The sequence below is a fragment of the Aliihoeflea aestuarii genome (assembly GCF_024105665.1).
Lineage (GTDB): Bacteria > Pseudomonadota > Alphaproteobacteria > Rhizobiales > Rhizobiaceae > Aliihoeflea > Aliihoeflea aestuarii.
Map to the genome: position 1 here is coordinate 19951 of NZ_JAAAMK010000018.1, position 17535 is coordinate 37485.

17 protein-coding genes and 1 tRNA gene are annotated in these 17535 nt (G+C 63.6%); 12 read left to right on the plus strand and 6 right to left on the minus strand.

All coding sequences use genetic code 11. From position 1 onward, the window contains the following. Positions 1-322 precede the first annotated feature (322 nt). On the minus strand, positions 323-1516 hold the full coding sequence (locus tag GTW25_RS20055) for an AI-2E family transporter (RefSeq protein ID WP_252914063.1): 1194 nt from the start codon (positions 1514-1516) through the stop codon (positions 323-325). A gap of 272 nt (positions 1517-1788) precedes the next feature. Between GTW25_RS20055 and GTW25_RS20060 the strand changes: the two genes are divergently transcribed. The 7 genes from GTW25_RS20060 (at position 1789) to GTW25_RS20090 (ending at position 8903) form a co-directional block, all read left to right on the plus strand. Beyond that, positions 1789-2808 carry a sulfate ABC transporter substrate-binding protein gene (locus GTW25_RS20060; protein WP_252914064.1) on the plus strand — a complete coding sequence of 340 codons (1020 nt, stop codon included), beginning with the start codon at positions 1789-1791 and terminating at the stop codon, positions 2806-2808. A gap of 3 nt (positions 2809-2811) precedes the next feature. Next, the gene (gene cysT, locus GTW25_RS20065; RefSeq protein WP_252914065.1) at positions 2812-3678 is read left to right on the plus strand and encodes a sulfate ABC transporter permease subunit CysT; all 867 of its coding nucleotides are present in this window, start codon (positions 2812-2814) and stop codon (positions 3676-3678) included. Then, complete coding sequence (gene cysW, locus GTW25_RS20070; RefSeq protein WP_252914066.1) at positions 3668-4558, plus strand: sulfate ABC transporter permease subunit CysW; 891 nt, start codon at positions 3668-3670, stop codon at positions 4556-4558. Before cysT ends, cysW begins: the two co-directional genes overlap by 11 nt. A gap of 18 nt (positions 4559-4576) precedes the next feature. Beyond that, positions 4577-5644, plus strand: a complete 1068-nt coding sequence (locus tag GTW25_RS20075) for a sulfate/molybdate ABC transporter ATP-binding protein (RefSeq protein ID WP_252914067.1) — start codon at positions 4577-4579, stop codon at positions 5642-5644. A gap of 75 nt (positions 5645-5719) precedes the next feature. Next, on the plus strand, positions 5720-6517 hold the full coding sequence (locus tag GTW25_RS20080; RefSeq protein WP_372493264.1) for a phosphoadenylyl-sulfate reductase: 798 nt from the start codon (positions 5720-5722) through the stop codon (positions 6515-6517). Continuing rightward, the gene (gene cysD / locus GTW25_RS20085) at positions 6514-7467 is read left to right on the plus strand and encodes a sulfate adenylyltransferase subunit CysD (RefSeq protein ID WP_252914068.1); all 954 of its coding nucleotides are present in this window, start codon (positions 6514-6516) and stop codon (positions 7465-7467) included. Before GTW25_RS20080 ends, cysD begins: the two co-directional genes overlap by 4 nt. Further along, a complete protein-coding gene (locus GTW25_RS20090; RefSeq protein WP_252914069.1) occupies positions 7467-8903 on the plus strand; it encodes a sulfate adenylyltransferase subunit 1 in 1437 nt (478 codons plus the stop codon). The genes cysD and GTW25_RS20090 overlap by 1 nt, the downstream gene beginning before the upstream one ends. A gap of 2 nt (positions 8904-8905) precedes the next feature. Here GTW25_RS20090 and GTW25_RS20095 read toward each other — a convergent pair whose 3' ends face one another. The 4 genes from GTW25_RS20095 to GTW25_RS20110 form a co-directional block, all read right to left on the minus strand. Then, entirely contained in the window at positions 8906-9871 is a 966-nt protein-coding gene (locus GTW25_RS20095; RefSeq protein WP_252914070.1) for a threonine ammonia-lyase, read from the minus strand. A gap of 76 nt (positions 9872-9947) precedes the next feature. After that, positions 9948-11270, minus strand: a complete 1323-nt coding sequence (locus tag GTW25_RS20100) for a TRAP transporter large permease (protein WP_252914071.1) — start codon at positions 11268-11270, stop codon at positions 9948-9950. Then, positions 11263-11748 carry a TRAP transporter small permease gene (locus GTW25_RS20105; RefSeq protein ID WP_252914072.1) on the minus strand — a complete coding sequence of 162 codons (486 nt, stop codon included), beginning with the start codon at positions 11746-11748 and terminating at the stop codon, positions 11263-11265. Before GTW25_RS20105 ends, GTW25_RS20100 begins: the two co-directional genes overlap by 8 nt. Before the next feature lie 82 nt (positions 11749-11830). Continuing rightward, positions 11831-12832: a DctP family TRAP transporter solute-binding subunit gene (locus GTW25_RS20110; RefSeq protein ID WP_252914073.1), complete on the minus strand. Its 1002-nt coding sequence runs from the start codon at positions 12830-12832 to the stop codon at positions 11831-11833. A 206-nt stretch (positions 12833-13038) separates the two neighbouring features. Here GTW25_RS20110 and GTW25_RS20115 point away from each other — a divergent pair, with 206 nt between their 5' ends. The 5 genes from GTW25_RS20115 to GTW25_RS20135 all read left to right on the plus strand — a co-directional run bounded on the left by GTW25_RS20115 (position 13039) and on the right by GTW25_RS20135 (position 17279). Further along, the gene (locus GTW25_RS20115) at positions 13039-13854 is read left to right on the plus strand and encodes an IclR family transcriptional regulator (RefSeq protein ID WP_252914074.1); all 816 of its coding nucleotides are present in this window, start codon (positions 13039-13041) and stop codon (positions 13852-13854) included. 18 nt (positions 13855-13872) lie between these two features. Then, a complete protein-coding gene (locus tag GTW25_RS20120) occupies positions 13873-15474 on the plus strand; it encodes an acyl-CoA synthetase (RefSeq protein ID WP_252914075.1) in 1602 nt (533 codons plus the stop codon). Further along, positions 15474-16205 (plus strand): SDR family NAD(P)-dependent oxidoreductase, encoded by a 732-nt coding sequence (locus tag GTW25_RS20125; RefSeq protein ID WP_252914076.1) that lies wholly within the window; start codon positions 15474-15476, stop codon positions 16203-16205. The genes GTW25_RS20120 and GTW25_RS20125 overlap by 1 nt, the downstream gene beginning before the upstream one ends. Next, positions 16205-17071, plus strand: coding sequence for a PCC domain-containing protein (locus GTW25_RS20130; protein ID WP_252914077.1), 867 nt, complete (start codon positions 16205-16207; stop codon positions 17069-17071). The genes GTW25_RS20125 and GTW25_RS20130 overlap by 1 nt, the downstream gene beginning before the upstream one ends. 118 nt (positions 17072-17189) lie before the next feature. Continuing rightward, positions 17190-17279 (plus strand) — tRNA-Ser (locus tag GTW25_RS20135). 44 nt (positions 17280-17323) lie between these two features. Here GTW25_RS20135 and GTW25_RS20140 read toward each other — a convergent pair. Further along, a partial coding sequence (locus tag GTW25_RS20140; RefSeq protein WP_443592675.1) for a transposase occupies positions 17324-17535 on the minus strand: 212 nt, incomplete at its 5' end.

Here is a 17535-nt window from a genome sequence, read left to right on the forward strand (position 1 = left end):
CCTGTGACGAGCACAGGAATGACGATTGCAATTTTGTTGACGCAAACTTTCGGCGGTTGGCGGTTGGCGGTTGGCTGGTGACTGGCATATCCCCGTGATGCTGTCATTCCTGTGCTGGTCACAGGAATCCATGCCTCGATGTTTCGGCCGGGCTGGTCGCATCAAAACGACCGAGCGGGCAGTTGGAACCTTATCGGCCCGTCCACGAATAGGCGACCTCGATCGCATCGGCCGGTATTTATTTCTATTGGCGCGAACTGACGCTGCGCCAGTCATGATTGCGACATGGCCTCCAAGAACGACACGAGATCACCGCGTTCGCTCAGCCCAGCGTCGAGGCTGGTGGCGTGGCATGTGGCGAGTCCGGTGGAACGGGCTCTATGGCAGGCACAGGCTCGGCGATCTCGACCTCGCGCACCCATTCGCGCCAGATGGCGACGAGCAGGGCCATCAGCACCGGGCCGATGAAGAGGCCGAGGAAGCCCATGGTCTTCACGCCGCCGATGAGGCCGAAGAAGGTCGGCAGGAAGGGCAACTTGATGGGGCCGCCGACGAGCTTGGGGCGCAGGGTCTTGTCGACGATGAAGAGCTCGACCGAGCCCCAAATCCACAGAAGCATGCCCGCGACGGGCGAGCCCGAGGCGATCAGGTAGAGCGAGACGAGGCTGAAGGAGAGCGGCGCGCCGCCGGGGATCATCGCCATGAAGCCGGTGATGACGCCGAGCGTGACGGGGGAGGGCGCACCGGCGATCCAGTAAGCGATGCCGAGCACGATGCCCTCGCCGATGGCGATCAGCGTCATGCCCGTGACGGTGGAGGAGATGGTCGCCGGAACGACGCGCGAGATGCGGCTCCAGCGGGTCGGCAGGATGCGCTCGCCGATACGGTCGACCTGGCCGACGAAGCGCTCGCCGTCCTTGTAGACGAAGAACAGCGCGATCAGCATGAAGAGCAGCGTCAGGAACAGGTTGAACAGCCCGCCGCCAGCGGCGAGCACCGCGCGGTAGATATTGCCGATATTGGCGCCCGAAACGATCTGCACGAGTTCGCCGATGGCGCCGGGATGGCCGATATAGCGCTCCCATTGCTCGTCGATCCATTCGCCGACCGCCGGCAGCGCCGTCATCCATTCGGGCGTCGGGCTGCCTGTCCGGTTCGCCTCCACGGCCCAGAAGAACCAGTCGCGCATTTCCGTCGCCGCATAGCTGACGGCCATGATGAGCGGGGCGACGAGGAACGATACGATGAGCGTGATCGCGATGGTGGCGGCGAGCGTGTTCGAGCCGCCGATCTGCTCGCGCAGGCGCCGATAGATCGGCCAACTCGCAAAGGCGATCACGAGGGCGGCCAGAATGGGCACCAGAAAGCCGTGGAAGAAATAGATGCCGGCGGCCACCACAAGGATCAGAAGCCACCGCGCGGCCGATAGCGGCGGCACGAGCGCAATCCGGCCGGACGTCGTGGGGCCGAGCCAGCGAGGCTCGGCAGGCGGCGTTGGGGTGTGGTGCTCGTTCACGGGCTTCCGTTGCGCTCAGATGCGGATTGTCGAAGGTCGAAAGTCGGTTCGAGGAAGGCATTGTTTTGACGCGTCGGTCAAGGGTGCCGCCGCCCCGGGCGCGCAATGTCATCACTCAGCACCCGAATTGCGGGACGTCACGCGAATTTTGCGTCGTTCTGCCGCAAGTTGGAACAGGCGTTCCCAAGACACGCCAAGTTTGGTCGCGGGCAACGTTCCCGTTTCAGTCCCGATATCTAGGATTGAACCCGTCACACAAAGAGGGCGGTTCAATGTTCACTCGCAGAAATCTACTCGTCTCGGCAGCTCTTGCTGCATCCGCCCAGTTCGGCGGGCTCGGGCTTGCTCATGCGCAGCAGACGATCATCAACGTCTCCTATGATCCCACCCGCGAACTCTATCGCGAGTTCAATGCCGCGTTCGCCGAGCACTGGCAGACGGAGACAGGGGAGACCGTGCGCATCCAGACCACGCATGGCGGGTCCGGCCAGCAGGCGCGCGCCGTCATCGATGGGCTGGACGCCGATGTCGTGACGCTGGCGCTCGAAGCCGACATCAATGCGATTGCGGAAAATACGGGCAAGGTCCGCGAGGACTGGCGCGGCACGCTCGGCAACAACAGCGCGCCCTACACCTCGACGATCGTTTTTCTCGTCCGCAAGGGCAACCCCAAGGAACTGACCGACTGGGACGATCTGATCAAGGAGGGCGTCGAAGTCATCACGCCGAACCCGAAATCGTCGGGCGGCGCGCGCTGGAACCTGCTGGCCGCCTGGGCCTGGGGCCTGCGCGAGTTCGAGGGTGACGAGGACCGGACGGCGGAATTCGTCGGCAATATCTATCGCAACGTGCCGGTTCTCGACGGCGGCGCGCGCGGATCGACGACGACCTTCGTCCAGCGAGGCATCGGCGACGTGCTGCTCGCCTGGGAAAACGAGGCGTTTCTGGCGATCGAAGAGCTCGGCCCGGATGCGTTCGACATCGTCGTGCCGTCGATCTCTATCCTCGCCGAGCCGCCGGTCGCGCTGGTCGATGCCAATGTCGACGCCAAGGGCACACGCGAAGTCGCATCCGCCTATCTCGACTATCTCTATTCCGATATCGGTCAGAATATCGCGGCGCGTCACTATTACCGGCCGAGCAATCCTGAAGTCGTCGAGGCTTCGGAACTCGAGCGTTTCCCCGATGTGGAGCTCGTCACAATCGACGATCTCGGCGGTTGGCGAGAGGTGCAGCCGCGCTTCTTCGGCGATGGCGGCGTGTTCGATCAGATCTATCAGCCCGGTCAGTAAGGCATGAGCGCCATACTTGCCGTGCCGGCTTCGCGCCGGCAATGGAAGCAGCCAAGCGTCATCCCGGGTTTCGGGCTGACGTTCGGCTTCACCATCTTCTATCTCTCCCTTTTGATCCTCATTCCGCTGGCCGGTCTCGGCTGGCGCTCCGCGGCGCTGGGCTGGAGCGAATTCTGGCGGCTGGCAAGCGATCCGCGTCTTATCGCGGCCTTGAAAACCAGTTTCTGGACGTCGTTCTTCGCGGCGTCCGTCAATGTCGTCTTCGGCGTCATCGTCGCATGGGTCCTGGTGCGGTACCGCTTTCCCGGACGCCGGCTGATCGATGCGGCGGTCGACCTTCCCTTCGCGCTTCCGACGGCGGTGGCGGGCATCGCGCTGACCGCGATCTATGCCCCGAACGGATGGATCGGGCAGTTTTTTCAGCCCTACGGCATCCGCATCGCCTATACGCCGATCGGCATCGTCATCGCGCTGATCTTCATCGGCCTGCCATTCGTGGTGCGCACGGTCCAGCCGGTGATGGAGGAGATCAGCCGCGAGGTCGAGGAGGCGGCCGCGTCGCTTGGCGCGAACCGTTTCCAGACTTTGTGGCGCGTCATTCTTCCGGGGCTGGCACCTGCCATCCTCACCGGCTTTTCGCTCGCCTTCGGTCGCGCGGTCGGGGAATACGGATCGGTTCTCTTCATCGCCGGCAACATTCCCTTCGTGTCCGAGATAGCGCCGCTGCTCATCGCGATCCGGCTCGAGGAATTCAACTATCCGGCCGCAACAGCGATCGGGGCGATCATGCTCATACTGGCATTCGTCGTGCTGCTTACGATCAATCTGATCCAAGCGTGGAGCCGCAGGAGATATGGTTATGGCGGATAGCAGCCTCGCCTTGCAGGGGTCTTTTGCAGCGACGCCGCAAACACCCTTCCGCGATCCGACGGCCGAAAGCCCGGTCGCGAAATGGACGTTGATCTCCATCGCGATCGCGTTTCTCGCGCTGATCCTGTTCATGCCGCTGGTCGCAGTGTTTTCCGAAGCGTTGCGGCGTGGCTGGCAGGTTGCGCTGGCCTCGATCGTCGAGGCGGATGCGGTTGCGGCGATGCAACTGACCCTCATCGTCGCGGTGATCGCAGTGCCGCTCAACCTCGTCTTCGGCGTGGCGGCGGCCTGGTCGATTGCCAAGTTCGAGTTCAAGGGCAAGGCGTTCCTGATCACGCTGATCGACCTGCCGTTCTCGGTCTCGCCGGTCATTGCGGGGCTCGTCTACATCCTGCTTTTCGGTGCGGGCAGCTATCTGGGGCCGGTGCTAAATTCGTGGGGGCTGCAAATTCTCTTCGCGGTGCCGGGCGTCGTTCTGGCCACGATCTTCGTGACCTTCCCCTTCATCGCACGCGAGCTGATCCCGCTGATGCAGGATCAGGGAACGGGCGACGAGGAAGCCGCGATTTCGCTCGGCGCGAACGGGTGGCAGACCTTCTGGAACGTCACGCTGCCCAACATCAAATGGGGCCTGCTCTACGGCGTTTTGCTTTGCAACGCGCGCGCGATGGGTGAATTCGGCGCGGTGTCGGTGGTCTCGGGCCGCCTGCGCGGCGAGACGATCACCATGCCGTTGCAGGTCGAGATTCTCTACAACGAGTATAATTTCGTCGCCGCCTTCGCCGTCGCCTCGCTTCTGGCGCTGCTCGCCCTCGTCACGCTCGTGCTGAAAACCGTGCTGGAACGCGTCTATGGACGCGACCACGGCGCGCGGCACTGAAACTTCGGAGACACTTCAATGGACCTTCGCGTCAACTCGATCGACAAGAGCTTTTCCGGCGTCGCCGCGCTCGACAATGTGTCGCTCGACATTCATTCAGGCGAGCTGATCGCGCTTCTGGGGCCGTCGGGTTCGGGCAAGACGACGCTTCTGCGTCTCATTGCCGGGCTCGACTTTCCCACCGGCGGCGCAATCCACTTCGGCAACGAGGATGCGTCTGCCAAGAGCGTGCAGGAGCGCAATGTCGGCTTCGTCTTCCAGCATTACGCTCTGTTCCGGCATATGACGGTGGCGGACAATATCGGCTTCGGTCTCAAGGTGCGGCCTGCTGCGACCCGGCCGCCGAAGACCGAAATCCGCCGCCGTGCGCTGGAGCTTCTCGACCTCGTGCAATTGTCGGGGCTCGAAAATCGCTATCCGAACCAGCTTTCGGGTGGTCAGCGGCAGCGCGTCGCGTTGGCTCGCGCGCTCGCCATCGAACCGAGGGTTCTGCTTCTGGACGAGCCGTTCGGCGCGCTCGATGCGCAGGTGCGCCGCGATCTCCGCCGCTGGCTGCGCGAAATCCACGATCGGACGGGCCATACGACAGTGTTCGTCACACACGATCAGGAGGAAGCGCTGGAGCTTGCCGACCGCGTTGTGGTGATGAGCAAGGGGCGCATCGAACAGGTCGGGTCTGCCGACGATATCTACGACACACCCAACTCGCCCTTCGTCTACGGCTTTATCGGCGAGTCCAGCCGGTTGCCGGTGCGTGTGGAGGATGGACAAATCTGGCTCGAGGACAGGTTGCTGGGGTTGGAGGCCGGACACGCGCCGGCGGGGCCAGCGCAGCTCTTCTTCCGGCCGCACGACATCGAGGAACTGGAAGGGTGCGGGGGCTGCATCGCGGGGACAGTGACCACCTCGCGCCGCGTCGAGGCGAAGCGCCGGGTCGAGCTTGCCGTCGGCGGACCGGGCCATCGCATCGAGATCGAGGTTCCCGCCGAGCGGTCGATACCGGATGGAGGCCGCATCGCCTTCCGGCCGAACTCATGGAAGCTGTTTCGGCCCATTGAGGCGAGGATCGGCGCGAAATTGCCATGAACGGCGAAAACCGGCTCGATTTTGCTCCCATGCGGCGCAAAATGAGGGCCGCTTTTCTGTATCGGAAGGCCGCGATTGCGCATTCTGCTGCGCATGACGAACGAAACGCCAAGCCACGCCGCCGAAAAACTCGCCGAAAACCTCGCCGCGCTCGATCTCGAAGCACGGCTTCGGCACATTTCGCGTTTTGCCGGTCGCACGGTGTTCACGACCAGTCTCGGTATCGAGGATCAGGTGATCACGACAGCGATCGCGCGTTCGGGCGCGGCCTCGTCGGTGGAGATCGTGACGCTCGACACGGGGCGGCTTTTCGACGAGACGCGTGAACTGATCGAGGAAACCGAACGACGCTTCGCGCTTTCCATCGAGCGGTATCGCCCGGCTCCGATCGACGTCGAGGATTACAAGGCGCGCTACGGCATCGACGGCTTCTACGAAAGCGTCGAGGCGCGTCATGCCTGTTGCGAGATACGCAAATTGCGCCCGCTGGCGCTGGCGCTCGACCGGGCTTCGATCTGGATCACCGGGGTGCGGCGCGGCCAGTCCGGCGCGCGGGCACAGACGCCGCTGGCCGAATTCGATGCGCAGCGCGATCTGATCAAGGTCAATCCGCTTGCCGACATGACGCTCGACGCCATCGAAGCCTATGCGCGGACGCACGACGTGCCGCTCAATCCGCTTCACGCGCGCAGCTATCCTTCCATCGGCTGCGAGCCCTGTACCCGCGCCATCAAGCCCGGCGAGCCGGAGCGTGCCGGGCGCTGGTGGTGGGAGCAGGACCAGACCCGCGAATGCGGGCTGCACGTCAAATCTTCCGCATCCTCCCCCGTCATCCTTCCCGCGTCCCCGAAAGTGTCCGTACCGATATCATGACCGCATCCGCAGCCCGCATTCACGCAGCCGACGACAACGACCAGTCCTCTCCGCTCTCCCCCCATCTCAAGGCGCTCGAAAACGAGGCGATCCACATTTTCCGCGAGGTCGCCGCGGAGTTCGAACGACCCGTCATGCTCTATTCGGTCGGCAAGGATTCGTCCGTCCTGCTGCATGTGGCGCGCAAGGCGTTCTTCCCCGAGCCCGTGCCGTTTCCGCTGCTGCATGTCGATACGGGCTGGAAATTTTCGCAAATGATCGCGTTTCGCGACCGGACCGCGAAAGAGCTCGGTCTCGATCTCCATGTCCACACCAATCCGCGTGGGGCTGCCGAGAATCTCAGCCCCTTCACGCATGGCTCGTCCTTCTTCACCGATGTCATGAAGACGGAGGCGTTGCGCCAGGCACTCGACACAGGGCGCTACGATGCCGCCTTCGGCGGCGCACGGCGGGACGAGGACGCCTCGCGCTCGAAGGAGCGCATCTTCTCCTTCCGCACCGCCGAGCATCGCTGGGATGCGCGCAACCAGCGGCCGGAACTGTGGAACCTCTACAACGGCCGCATCCGCAAGGGCGAGAGCGTGCGGGTGTTCCCGCTGTCGAACTGGACCGAGCTCGACATCTGGCACTACATCAAGGCCGAGAACATCCCGATCGTTGATCTTTATTTCGCCAAGCGTCGCCCCTTCGTGCAGCGCGACGGCATGATCATCCTTGCCGAGGACGAGCGGCTCGAATTGTGGCCGGGCGAGGTGCGTCAGGAAAGGATGATCCGCTTCCGCACGCTCGGCTGCTTCGCCCTGTCCGGCGGCATTCGCTCCGAGGCGACGACTATCGACGACATCATCGCCGAGATCACCACCGCGACCGTTTCCGAGCGGCAGGGCAGGGCCATTGATCGCGACGAAGCCGGATCGATGGAGAAGAAGAAGCTCGAGGGATATTTCTGATGACGCTCGACGCCGACATCGTGCAACTCGATCAGGATTTTGAAGCCGATATTGCGGGCGCTGACGATCCGCAGGATGGGCGACGCTTGCGCTTTCTCGTCTGCGGCAGCGTGGACGATGGCAAGTCGACCTTGATCGGTCGGCTTTTGTGGGACACGAAATCCGTTTCCGAAGACCATCGCGCAGCGCTTCTCGCCAAAGGTTCGAAGCAGAACGATCTGTCGCTGCCCGATTTCGGCCTGCTCCTCGATGGCCTCAAGGCCGAGCAGGAGCAGGGCATAACAATCGACGTTGCCTATCGTTACTTCCAGACCAAACACCGCGCCTTCATCGTCGCGGACACGCCGGGCCATGAGCAATATACGCGCAACATGGCGACCGGCGCGTCGACTGCCGATCTCGCCGTCCTGCTGGTCGATGCGCGTGCGGGGCTTCTGGAGCAGACGCGCCGTCACGCGGCCATCGTGCATCTGATGGGCATCCGGCAGGTCATTCTCGCCATCAACAAGATCGACCTCGTCGGCTACGACCAGAAGGTGTTCCAGAAGATCGAGCGGGCGTTCCGCATCTTCGCTGCCGGGCTTGGCGAAATGCAGGTCACGGCGATCCCGCTATCGGCGCTCAAGGGCGAGAACATCGTCACGCCAGCGCGAGAGGCGATCGGCTGGTACTCCGGGCCGACGCTGATCGAGGCGCTGGAAGCGGCGCCTCCGGCGACCGTGTCGAAGCTGCCTTTCCGCATGCCGATCCAGCGCGTGTCGCGTCCGGGCGAAAGCTTTCGCGGCTATCAGGGAACGATCGCAGCGGGCGAAATCGGCATCGGTACGCAAATCGTCGTCGCGCCGTCAGGCGAGCGCGTGACCGTATCGAAGATCGTCACCTTCGACGGGGAAGCGGAGCGCGCTTATGCGGGCGAAGCCGTCACGCTCGTGTTCGACCGGCAGGTCGATGCCTCGCGGGGCGATGTGCTGACTGATGAAAGCGAACCGCCGCTCTCCGGTCATGCCTTTGCGGCCACTCTCGTCACTTTGCAGACGGAAGGTCTGAGCGATGGCGGGCGCTACTGGCTGAAGGCGGCCGGTCGTCTCCTGCGCGTGCGCATCCATATCGACGAGACCTACGATCTGTCGAAGGCAAGCTGGGCGAAATCTGGCGCGCTGCCGGTCAACGCGATCGGCCGCATCCGGCTCGAATTCGAAAGCCGCGCGATCTTCGACCGGTTCGAGGACTGCCGCGACACCGGCGCGTTCATCCTGATCAGCCCGCAGACGAACAACACGATTGCCGGCGGCATGATCACCGATCAGGTCGAGGCGGGCAGCTTCCCCGACGAGCGGGTGACGCTGACGCTGCCACGCGACTTGGCCGACATCGTCCTTGCGCTGCCGGCCGTTCGCGCCCGGCGCGCGGAAGTCGAGATCGAACCGGAAACGTAAGCTCAGTCGAACAGCGTCGCGAACGCCTCGGGATCGACATTGCCGCCCGAGGCGACGACGATGACATCGTCGCTCGAAAGCTTGTCGCCGTGGAAGAGTGCGGCGGCAAGCGCGACCGCGCCGCCCGGCTCGACGACGAGCTTCAGCCGGGTGAAGGCGAGCGCCATGGCGCGGCGTGCGTCGTCGTCGCTCACCGTGATGCCCGCGCTGCACAGGCCCTTCATGATCGGGAATGTGATGCGGCCGGGATGCGGCGTGACGATCGCGTCGCAGATCGATTTTGCGCCCGGTTCGTTGGAGCGGATTTCGCCGGCTTCCAGCGAGCGGGCGATGTCGTCGAAGCCTTTCGGCTCGCAGGTGCGCACCGTGAACGCGGGAGCTTCGCTTTCAAGTGCCAGCGCGATACCTGAGGTCAGCCCGCCACCGCCGCACGGCACCAGAACCTCACCCGATGCGATGCCGAGTTCCGCCGCCTGTTCGGCGATCTCCAGACCGACGGTTCCCTGACCGGCGATGACTTCCGGCTCGTCGAACGGGCGGATGAGGGTGAGGCCGCGTTCCGACGCCAGCGTCTCGCCGATGGCGTCGCGGTCCTCCTTGATGCGATCGTAAAGCACGACCTCGGCCCCATAGGCGCGGGTGTTCTCGATCTTCATCTTCGGGGCGTCGAACGGCATGACAATGACGGCCGGAGTGCCGTGCAGCTTCGCGGCATAGGCGATGCCCTGCGCATGGTTGCCGGACGAAAAGGCGATGACGCCGCGCGCGCGGATTTCAGGATCGAGCGCCGATATCGCCGACCATGCGCCGCGAAACTTGAACGAGCCCGTATGCTGAAGGCATTCGGCCTTCACGAAGATGCGCCGCCCGGCGATTTCGTCCAGAAATGGTGAGGACAGGAGCGGCGTTCTGCGCGCTTTGCCGGCGAGACGGGCGGCGGCGGCCCGGATGCGTGCGATGTCGGTCATGACCGGCTTATGCCAAGACGGCTGATGGTGCGCCAGTGGAAAGTTGCGCTGGTGAAGCGCAACTTTCCTGCGTGCATCAACGCAGCAAATTCACCAGAAAGCTCGATGTTTGCGGAACGGCGGCGACGATCATCAGCCCGATCAGGCAGGCGACGAGGAAAGGCAGGGCACCGTAGGCGATGCGTTCAAGCGGCAGTTTGGTGATGTTGGCCGCGACATAGAGATTGATGCCGACGGGCGGGGTGAAAAGTCCGATCGCCAGATTGATCATGACGAGCACGCCGAACCAGACCAGATCCCATTCCATCTCGCGGGCGACCGGCAGGAAAATGGGAAGCGCGATGAACATGATCGTTATGGCGTCCATGAACATGCCCGCGATAAGCAGGATGAGCATGATCACCACCAGGATGACCCAGGGATTTTCCGACAGCGACAGGAGCACGCTGGAATATTGACCCACGAGGTCGTCGACCGTGACCATCCAGCCAAACAGGCCCGCATAGGCGACCACCAGCATGACGACTGCGGATGAGGCGCTGGCTGTCACGACCGCCTCGTAAAGCCGGGAAACGGACAAGGTGCGATAGGCAAGGCCGCCGACGAGGACCGCGTAGACGGTCGCCACGATGGCGGCTTCGGTGGGCGTGAAAGCGCCTGAATAGATGCCACCGAGGATGACGACCGGCGTCATCAGCCCCCAGAAGGATTCACGAAACGCCTTCAGGAGACGGCGACCATATGGCAGGTCGCGACCGTCGACCGGGTGAAGCGCTTCGAGGCTCGGAGCGCCGGCCGGCACCTCCGAGCGCTGCGCGAAAGGTAGCGCCAGAAGCATGATAATGCCGAGCAGCAGACCCGGTATGACGGCCGCCAGGAATAGCTGCGAGATGGAGACCTCGGCAATGACGCCGTAAATGACGAGGCCGATCGACGGCGGGATGACGATCGACAGCGCCGCCCCGCAACAGACCAGTCCCGACGCGAAGGCGCGATCATATCCGTCCTCTTCCATGCCCTTGATGATGAGCGGACCGATGGCGGCGACCGAGGCAGGGCCGGATCCCGATACCGCACCCCAGAACAGGCAGACGACCGTGCCGACGACGCCCATGCCGCCGGGCAGTCCGCCGATAAGAACGCGGAAGAAGTGAATCATCCGCGCGGCGATGCCGAGCGAGCCCATAAGCGTTCCCGCAAGGATGAAGAACGGGATGGCAAGAAGCGAATAACGCGCGATGCTGGTGGCGATCAGATCGCCGGCGAGTTCCAGCCCGAAGCCGATCTGCCACATGCCCCATATCGCAGACAGCCCGAGCGCGAAGGCGACGGGAACGCGCAGGAAAAGAAGGACGAAAAAGACGACGACCATCTGCGTCCCGGCGCCGATATCAGACAAGGGGAATCTCCGTCGCGTCGCGGTTGTGCCACTCGTCGCGTGCGTGCTGGACGTAGCGGAAAAGGACCAGCGCGAAGGCGAAGGGCAGGGCAGCGCTGTAGTACCAGGCAGGCAATTGCAGCGCGTATGAGCGCGTTCCCGTCGCAAGCTCGTTGCGCAAAAGCTCGAACGTGAACCAGGCCGACGCTGCCAGAAGCCCCGCCGCCAGAACCGACGAAACGATGAGGATCAGTTTGCGCAGCCAGCGCGGCGCAAGATCGTAGACGAGCGTCACCGCCAGATGCTCGCCGTTACGTGCGGCGATGGCCGCGCCGAGTACCGTCAGCAAGAGAAAGCCGTTGACGAGCAGTTCCTCCGACGCCGCCAGCGATGCATTGGTCAGATAGCGCACCACGACATTGATGAAACCGAGCAACGTCATCGCGGAAAAAATGACGAAACATGCGATTTTCTCGAAGTCCCGCAGGATAGTGCGCATACGCTTTCTTTCCGTGCCCACGACAATATCGGACGAACCGTTCGCAGTTCTCGTGCGAACGGCTCGTCCCTTGTCGGTTTGATCAGTTCGAGGCGCCGATGGCGTTCTGGAACTCGCCGACCAGGTCTTCGCCGACCTGAGCAGCCCATTTGTCGAAAGCGGGTTGCGTGGCGTCACGGAACGCCTGAAGTTCTTCAGGCGTCGATTCGTGGACTTCCATGCCGTGACCGCGCAGAACCTCCAGACCCTCGGCCGTTTCAGAGCGCGTGATCTCCTTCTGGTAGGCCATGGCCTCGTTCGCGGCTTCCTGCACCTTGGCCTGCGTTTCCGCATCCCAGGAATCCCACAGGCGCTTGGAGACGCCGATGAAGATCGGGTCGTAGGAATAGTGCCATGTGGTCAGGTGGTTCTGGACCTCGTAGACACGCTGCGGAATGATGACGGCGCCGATGGGATTTTCCTGACCGTCCACGACGCCCTGCTGGAGCGCGGTGAAGGTTTCGGTCCACTGCATCTGCTGCGGGTTCGCACCCAGCGCATTCATCACGTCGATATACATCGGGCCGGCCACGCGCACCTTGAGGCCCTGCATGTCCTGCGGCGTCACGATCGGCCGCTGGCTGTTGGTGATCTCGCGAAAGCCGTTCTCGCCCCATGCCAGAACCACGACATTGTGGTTGAGCATGATCTCCTTCATTCGGTCGCCGGGCGCGCCGTCCGTGGTGCGGTCGACCTCTTCATAATTGGCGTAGAGATAGGGCAGCGAGAAAACGGCCATCTGCGGTTCGAGCGGTGTCACATTGATCGCCGACGTCACCACGAAGTCGAGCGCCCCGCGCCCGACCATTTCTGCCTGGCGCATCTGGTCGCCGCCCGAAAGCTGGGCGTTGGGGAAAATGCGGACCGACATCTCGCCGCCGGTCGCTTCGCCCAGCAATTCGTTGAAGCGCTCGGCGCCGCGGTGCCACGTCGTCGTGTCGCCCGTATTGTGCGACAGGCGGAACGTCTCGGCCGACGCATAGGTCGAAACGGCACACATTGCGGCAGCGGATGCGAGCGCCGCCAGCTTGATCCTGAAATTCATTCTTCCTCCCTCGAACCATTCGCCCGGCTCCATCCGGCTCGATGGTTCATATTGTGAAACTAAAATTTTCCTCCAAGAAGCCAGACGATACGTGCCAATGCCCCAATTGCAACGGATTTCTTGAGGCGTCTTTACAGGAGATGGATCGGTAGCTAGCGTTCTGCTCCATAGTGTGAACCTCGCCTGAGGTTCGGGAGGATGGATTTTTGCAGTTCAGCGGGGCGCAAAGCGTCGACAGGGCACTGGGCCTGCTCGCCCTTGTCGGCCGGCATGCGGACACCGGCACGTCGCTGGCCGCGCTCGTGCGCGAGACGGGACTGAACAAGGCGACGGTGCGCCGGCTGCTGCTTGCGCTGATCCGTGCCGGATTCGTCGAACAGGACGACGAGACGCGCCGCTACCATCTCGGTTCGGAAGCCTATGTGACCGGCGCGCTGGCCGCCTCTCGGCACGGCCTCCTGCAATTCGCCATGGACAGCGTCGTCCGCCTGTCGCGCCAGACCGCCGATTCGGCGTTCGTTTCGGTGCGCCGGGATGCCGTGTCCGTTTGTCTGCACCGCGAGGAAGGTACCTATCCGGTGCGCACACACGCGCTTCAGGCGGGATTCGAACATCCGCTGGGCTGCGGCGCCGGCTCGCTGGCAATTCTCGCCGCCCTTTCGGATGTGGAGATCGAAGAGGTTCTGGCGACCAACAAAGACGTTCTGGAAGCCCGATATCCGCTGCTCTTGCCCGATCGCATACGTCAGGACGTCGCTCGAACCCGCGAGACGGGTTACGCTCTTAATCCGGGATTGATCGTCGCCAATTCGTGGGGCGTGGGCGTCGCCGTTCTCGATCCGGCCGGGCGGCCCGTCGGCGCGCTGTCCATCGCCGCAATCGACTCGCGATTGCAGGAACCGCGCTGCAGCGAAATCGTCGCCGCCCTTCACCTTGAAGCACGGCGCGTCGAGGCGAAGCTTGCCCAGCGCCAATCCGTTTATTTCACACCCGTTTCAGAGAATGGGCGAAAACAAGCCTAGATTTTCAGGATGTCCAGAATGCAGCCAGCCACCACGCGCACAATGAACCTTGCCAATTTCCTGGCGCAGGCGGCGCGGCGCAATCGCGACGACATCGGCCTCGTCTGGCGCGACGAAATCTGGACATGGGGGCAGATGGAGGCGCGCGTCGACGCGTTCGCACGGGCGCTCGTCGACATTTTCGGCATCGGCAAGGGGGACCGCGTGCTCGTCCAGTCGGCAAACTGCAACCAGATGTTCGAATCCATGTTCGCGTGTTTCCGGGTCGGCGCGGTTTGGGTTCCGGCCAACTACCGCCAGTCGCCCGACGAAGTCGCCTATCTCGCCAATGCGAGTGGCGCGGCGCTGATGATCTGCGGCGCGCAGTTTCCCGGCCATGCGAGGGCCGTGCGCGAGCAGGCACCTTCCGTGAGGGTGGTGGTCGCCATCGGCGATGCGGATTTCGGCGACGACTATGATGTGATCGTCGCGCGCCATATGGGCCAAAGCGTCCCGATGGCGACGATGGACCGTGACGATCCGTGCTGGTTCTTCTTCACCTCCGGCACGACGGGCAGGCCCAAGGCCGCCGTTCTGACGCATGGTCAGATGGGTTTCGTCGTCACCAACCATCTGTGCGACCTGATGCCGGGAACGACGCGCGAGGATGCCTCCATCGTCGTCGCGCCCCTGTCGCATGGCGCGGGCGTCCACCAACTGACGCAGGTCGCGCATGGCGCAAAGACCATCCTGCTGCCGACCGACAAGCTCGATGTGCCGACCGTGTGGCGTCTGATCGAGCGATGGCGCGTGACCAACGCGTTCACCGTGCCGACCATTCTCAAGCTTCTGGTCGAGGACCCGTCGGTGGACGAGGTGGACCATTCGAGCCTGCGCCACGTCATCTATGCCGGCGCGCCGATGTACCGGACGGACCAGAAGAAGGCGCTCGAGAAGCTGGGTCCGGTCATCGTGCAATATTTCGGGTTGGGCGAAGTGACCGGCAACATCACCGTCCTGCCGGCTGCGCTGCATGATCGCGACGACGGGCCGCAAGCGCGGATCGGGACCTGCGGGTTCGAGCGCACCGGCATGCAGGTCGAAATCCAGAACGATGCGGGCGAGGCGGTGGCAGCGGGCGAAACCGGAGAAATCTGCGTCGTCGGCCCTGCGGTCTTCGCCGGCTACTGGGACAATCCCGAGGCCAACGCCAAGGCGTTCCGCAACGGCTGGTTCCGAACCGGAGATCTTGGCCATATGGACGCGGAGGGCTTCATTTATCTCACCGGCCGCGCCTCGGACATGTACATCTCCGGCGGATCCAACATCTATCCGCGCGAGATCGAGGAAAAGATCCTCACCCATCCGGCCATCTCGGAGACCGCCGTTCTGGGCGTGCCCGATCCGATGTGGGGGGAGACGGGCGTGGCGGTCTGCGTCGCCAAGCCGGGCATTGCGCCCGGCGAGATCGACATGCGCAGCTTCCTCGAAGAAAAAATCGCGCGCTACAAGATGCCCAAACTCTTCGTTTTCTGGGACGAGATGCCCAAATCCGCCTATGGCAAGATCGCCAAGAAGATGATCCGCGAGGAACTGGAAAAGCGCGGCGACCTCGCGCCCATTGCGGCAAAGGCAAGCTGATGAGCGGAACGGTCTTCATCACCGGCGGCGCGTCCGGCATCGGCTTCGACACGGCGGCGCTTCTCGCCGAGCGCGGGTTTACGCCCTTCATCTTCGACCTGAACGACGATGCGGTTCGCCAGGCTTGTGAGCGGCTCGGCCCGACGGCACGCGGCGCTGGAGGCAGCGTTTCGGATGAAGACGCGGTGGAACGCGCGATGGACGCGGCGGGCAGGGTCGTCGGTGTCGTCAATTCGGCGGGCATCGGCATGGACAGGGCCGCCGTGGATACCGACGTCGCCGATTTCAGGCGCATCATCGACGTCAATCTGACCGGCTCCTTCCTCGTCGCGCGCGCGGCGGCGCGGCGCTGGATCGCTGCGGGCAGCGGCGGCGCGATCGTCAATATCAGCTCCGTTTCCGGCCTGATCGGCAACAAGGGCCGCGTCGCCTACGGCGCTTCGAAGGGCGGTGTCAATTTGATGACGATGGTGCTGGCGACGGAACTGGGCGCGCATGGCATCCGGGTCAACGCGATCGCCCCCGGACCCGTCGATACGCCGCTCGCCCGGTCCGTCCACACCGACGACGTGCGACGGCAATGGGCCGAACGCGTGCCGCAGGGCCGATACGGCAACCCGCGCGAGATTGCGACGGCCGTCGCCTTCCTGCTTTCGCACGATGCCAGCTACGTCAACGGTCAGGTGCTGGCCGTCGACGGCGGGTTCGTCAATGCGGGACTTGCCGTGTGATGCGCTCGATCCGCCATCCGGGGCCGCCTGCAAGCGAACGGTCGAGCGTTGCACCTTGCGGCGCGCAGGCCCTGCAACTGGAGCTGAAGGCGGGCGAGAGCGTCAACCGCGCCGTGACGCGTGCGTTTGCCGAAGCGGGGTTCTTGGGTGGATATGCCGATCTTGAAGAGGTTCAGCTTGCGCCGCTGCGATACGTCATCCCCGCGCCGGCACCCGATGAAAAACATGCAGCCTGGTACAGCGCGACCTTTGCGCCCGAGGGCATGGCTACGATCGAGGCGGCGGGCCTTGTCGCGGGCATGCGGGACGGCGAGCCCTTCGTGCATTGCCATGGCATCTGGCGGCTGGCCGACGGCGCCCGTCACGGCGGACATCTTCTGCCGCATGACGCGATCCTTGCCGCGGACACGACGGTCGCGGCATGGGGTATCGCGGGCGCACAGTTCGTTGCGATCGACGACGCGGAAACAAATTTCAAGCTGTTTTCTGCCCGTCCATGCGCGCCTGCGCCACCTGCAGCCATGCCACGCGCGCTCGCCTGCACCCTACGGCCGAATGTTGATATCGTCACGACGATCGAAGCGATCTGCGACCGGTACGGCTTCGGCGCGGCGCAAGTCGGCGGCGTTGGAAGTCTCGTCGGCGTCGATTTTACGGACGGGCGACATATCGCCTCCTACGCGACCGAAATCCTCATCACCGCCGGGCGCTTCCAGGCGAACGACGATGCCGCGCATTGCACGCTCGACATTGCTCTGGTCGACCTCGACGGCAATCTTCACGAAGGTCGGCTGGAGCGCGGACGAAACCCCGTCTGTGTGACGTTCGAACTTTTGATCCGAGAGACGGCGAGCGCCTCACGATAAAAGCGCGTGCCTGCAAGAGCGCAACGGCGAATGCAGGAAAAGCGCGGGAGGCTCTTGCCTGATGCCGGATCAGTGGCTATGTCTGCGCCGCGCTCGTAACGAGCGAACCACGACCCGCGGAGAGGTGGCAGAGTGGTCGAATGCACCGCACTCGAAATGCGGCATGGGTGCAAGCCCATCGGGGGTTCGAATCCCTCCCTCTCCGCCATTCACCGCCGTGTACGACCCGGAGACATGGGTAACAGAATGTACCTAAGACATGGGTGACAACCTCGTGCCGAACGGGTTGTCGATGGTCTGCAAGGTCTTCTGTTCCAGGTCGATATATCCCAGATCGTAGTGCATGAAGCTGACGAGCCAAATGCCGTCGTCAACTTCCTTGATTCCGAGCCTTTGACCGGCGAGCACGGTTGAGACGTTGATCTTCTTTCTGTGCATGCAGACGCGGCCGCAGGCGGTGACGA

Bases quoted from the DNA above. Each gene is read 5' to 3' on its own strand.
- GTW25_RS20060 (WP_252914064.1), top strand. From the start codon at position 1,789: ATGTTCACTCGCAGAAATCTACTCGTCTCGGCAGCTCTTGCTGCATCC.
- cysT (WP_252914065.1), top strand. From the start codon at position 2,812: ATGAGCGCCATACTTGCCGTGCCGGCTTCGCGCCGGCAATGGAAGCAG.
- cysW (WP_252914066.1), top strand. From the start codon at position 3,668: ATGGCGGATAGCAGCCTCGCCTTGCAGGGGTCTTTTGCAGCGACGCCG.
- GTW25_RS20075 (WP_252914067.1), top strand. From the start codon at position 4,577: ATGGACCTTCGCGTCAACTCGATCGACAAGAGCTTTTCCGGCGTCGCC.
- cysD (WP_252914068.1), top strand. From the start codon at position 6,514: ATGACCGCATCCGCAGCCCGCATTCACGCAGCCGACGACAACGACCAG.
- GTW25_RS20090 (WP_252914069.1), top strand. From the start codon at position 7,467: ATGACGCTCGACGCCGACATCGTGCAACTCGATCAGGATTTTGAAGCC.
- GTW25_RS20095 (WP_252914070.1), bottom strand. From the start codon at position 9,871: ATGACCGACATCGCACGCATCCGGGCCGCCGCCGCCCGTCTCGCCGGC.
- GTW25_RS20105 (WP_252914072.1), bottom strand. From the start codon at position 11,748: ATGCGCACTATCCTGCGGGACTTCGAGAAAATCGCATGTTTCGTCATT.
- GTW25_RS20110 (WP_252914073.1), bottom strand. From the start codon at position 12,832: ATGAATTTCAGGATCAAGCTGGCGGCGCTCGCATCCGCTGCCGCAATG.
- GTW25_RS20120 (WP_252914075.1), top strand. From the start codon at position 13,873: ATGCAGCCAGCCACCACGCGCACAATGAACCTTGCCAATTTCCTGGCG.
- GTW25_RS20125 (WP_252914076.1), top strand. From the start codon at position 15,474: ATGAGCGGAACGGTCTTCATCACCGGCGGCGCGTCCGGCATCGGCTTC.
- GTW25_RS20130 (WP_252914077.1), top strand. From the start codon at position 16,205: ATGCGCTCGATCCGCCATCCGGGGCCGCCTGCAAGCGAACGGTCGAGC.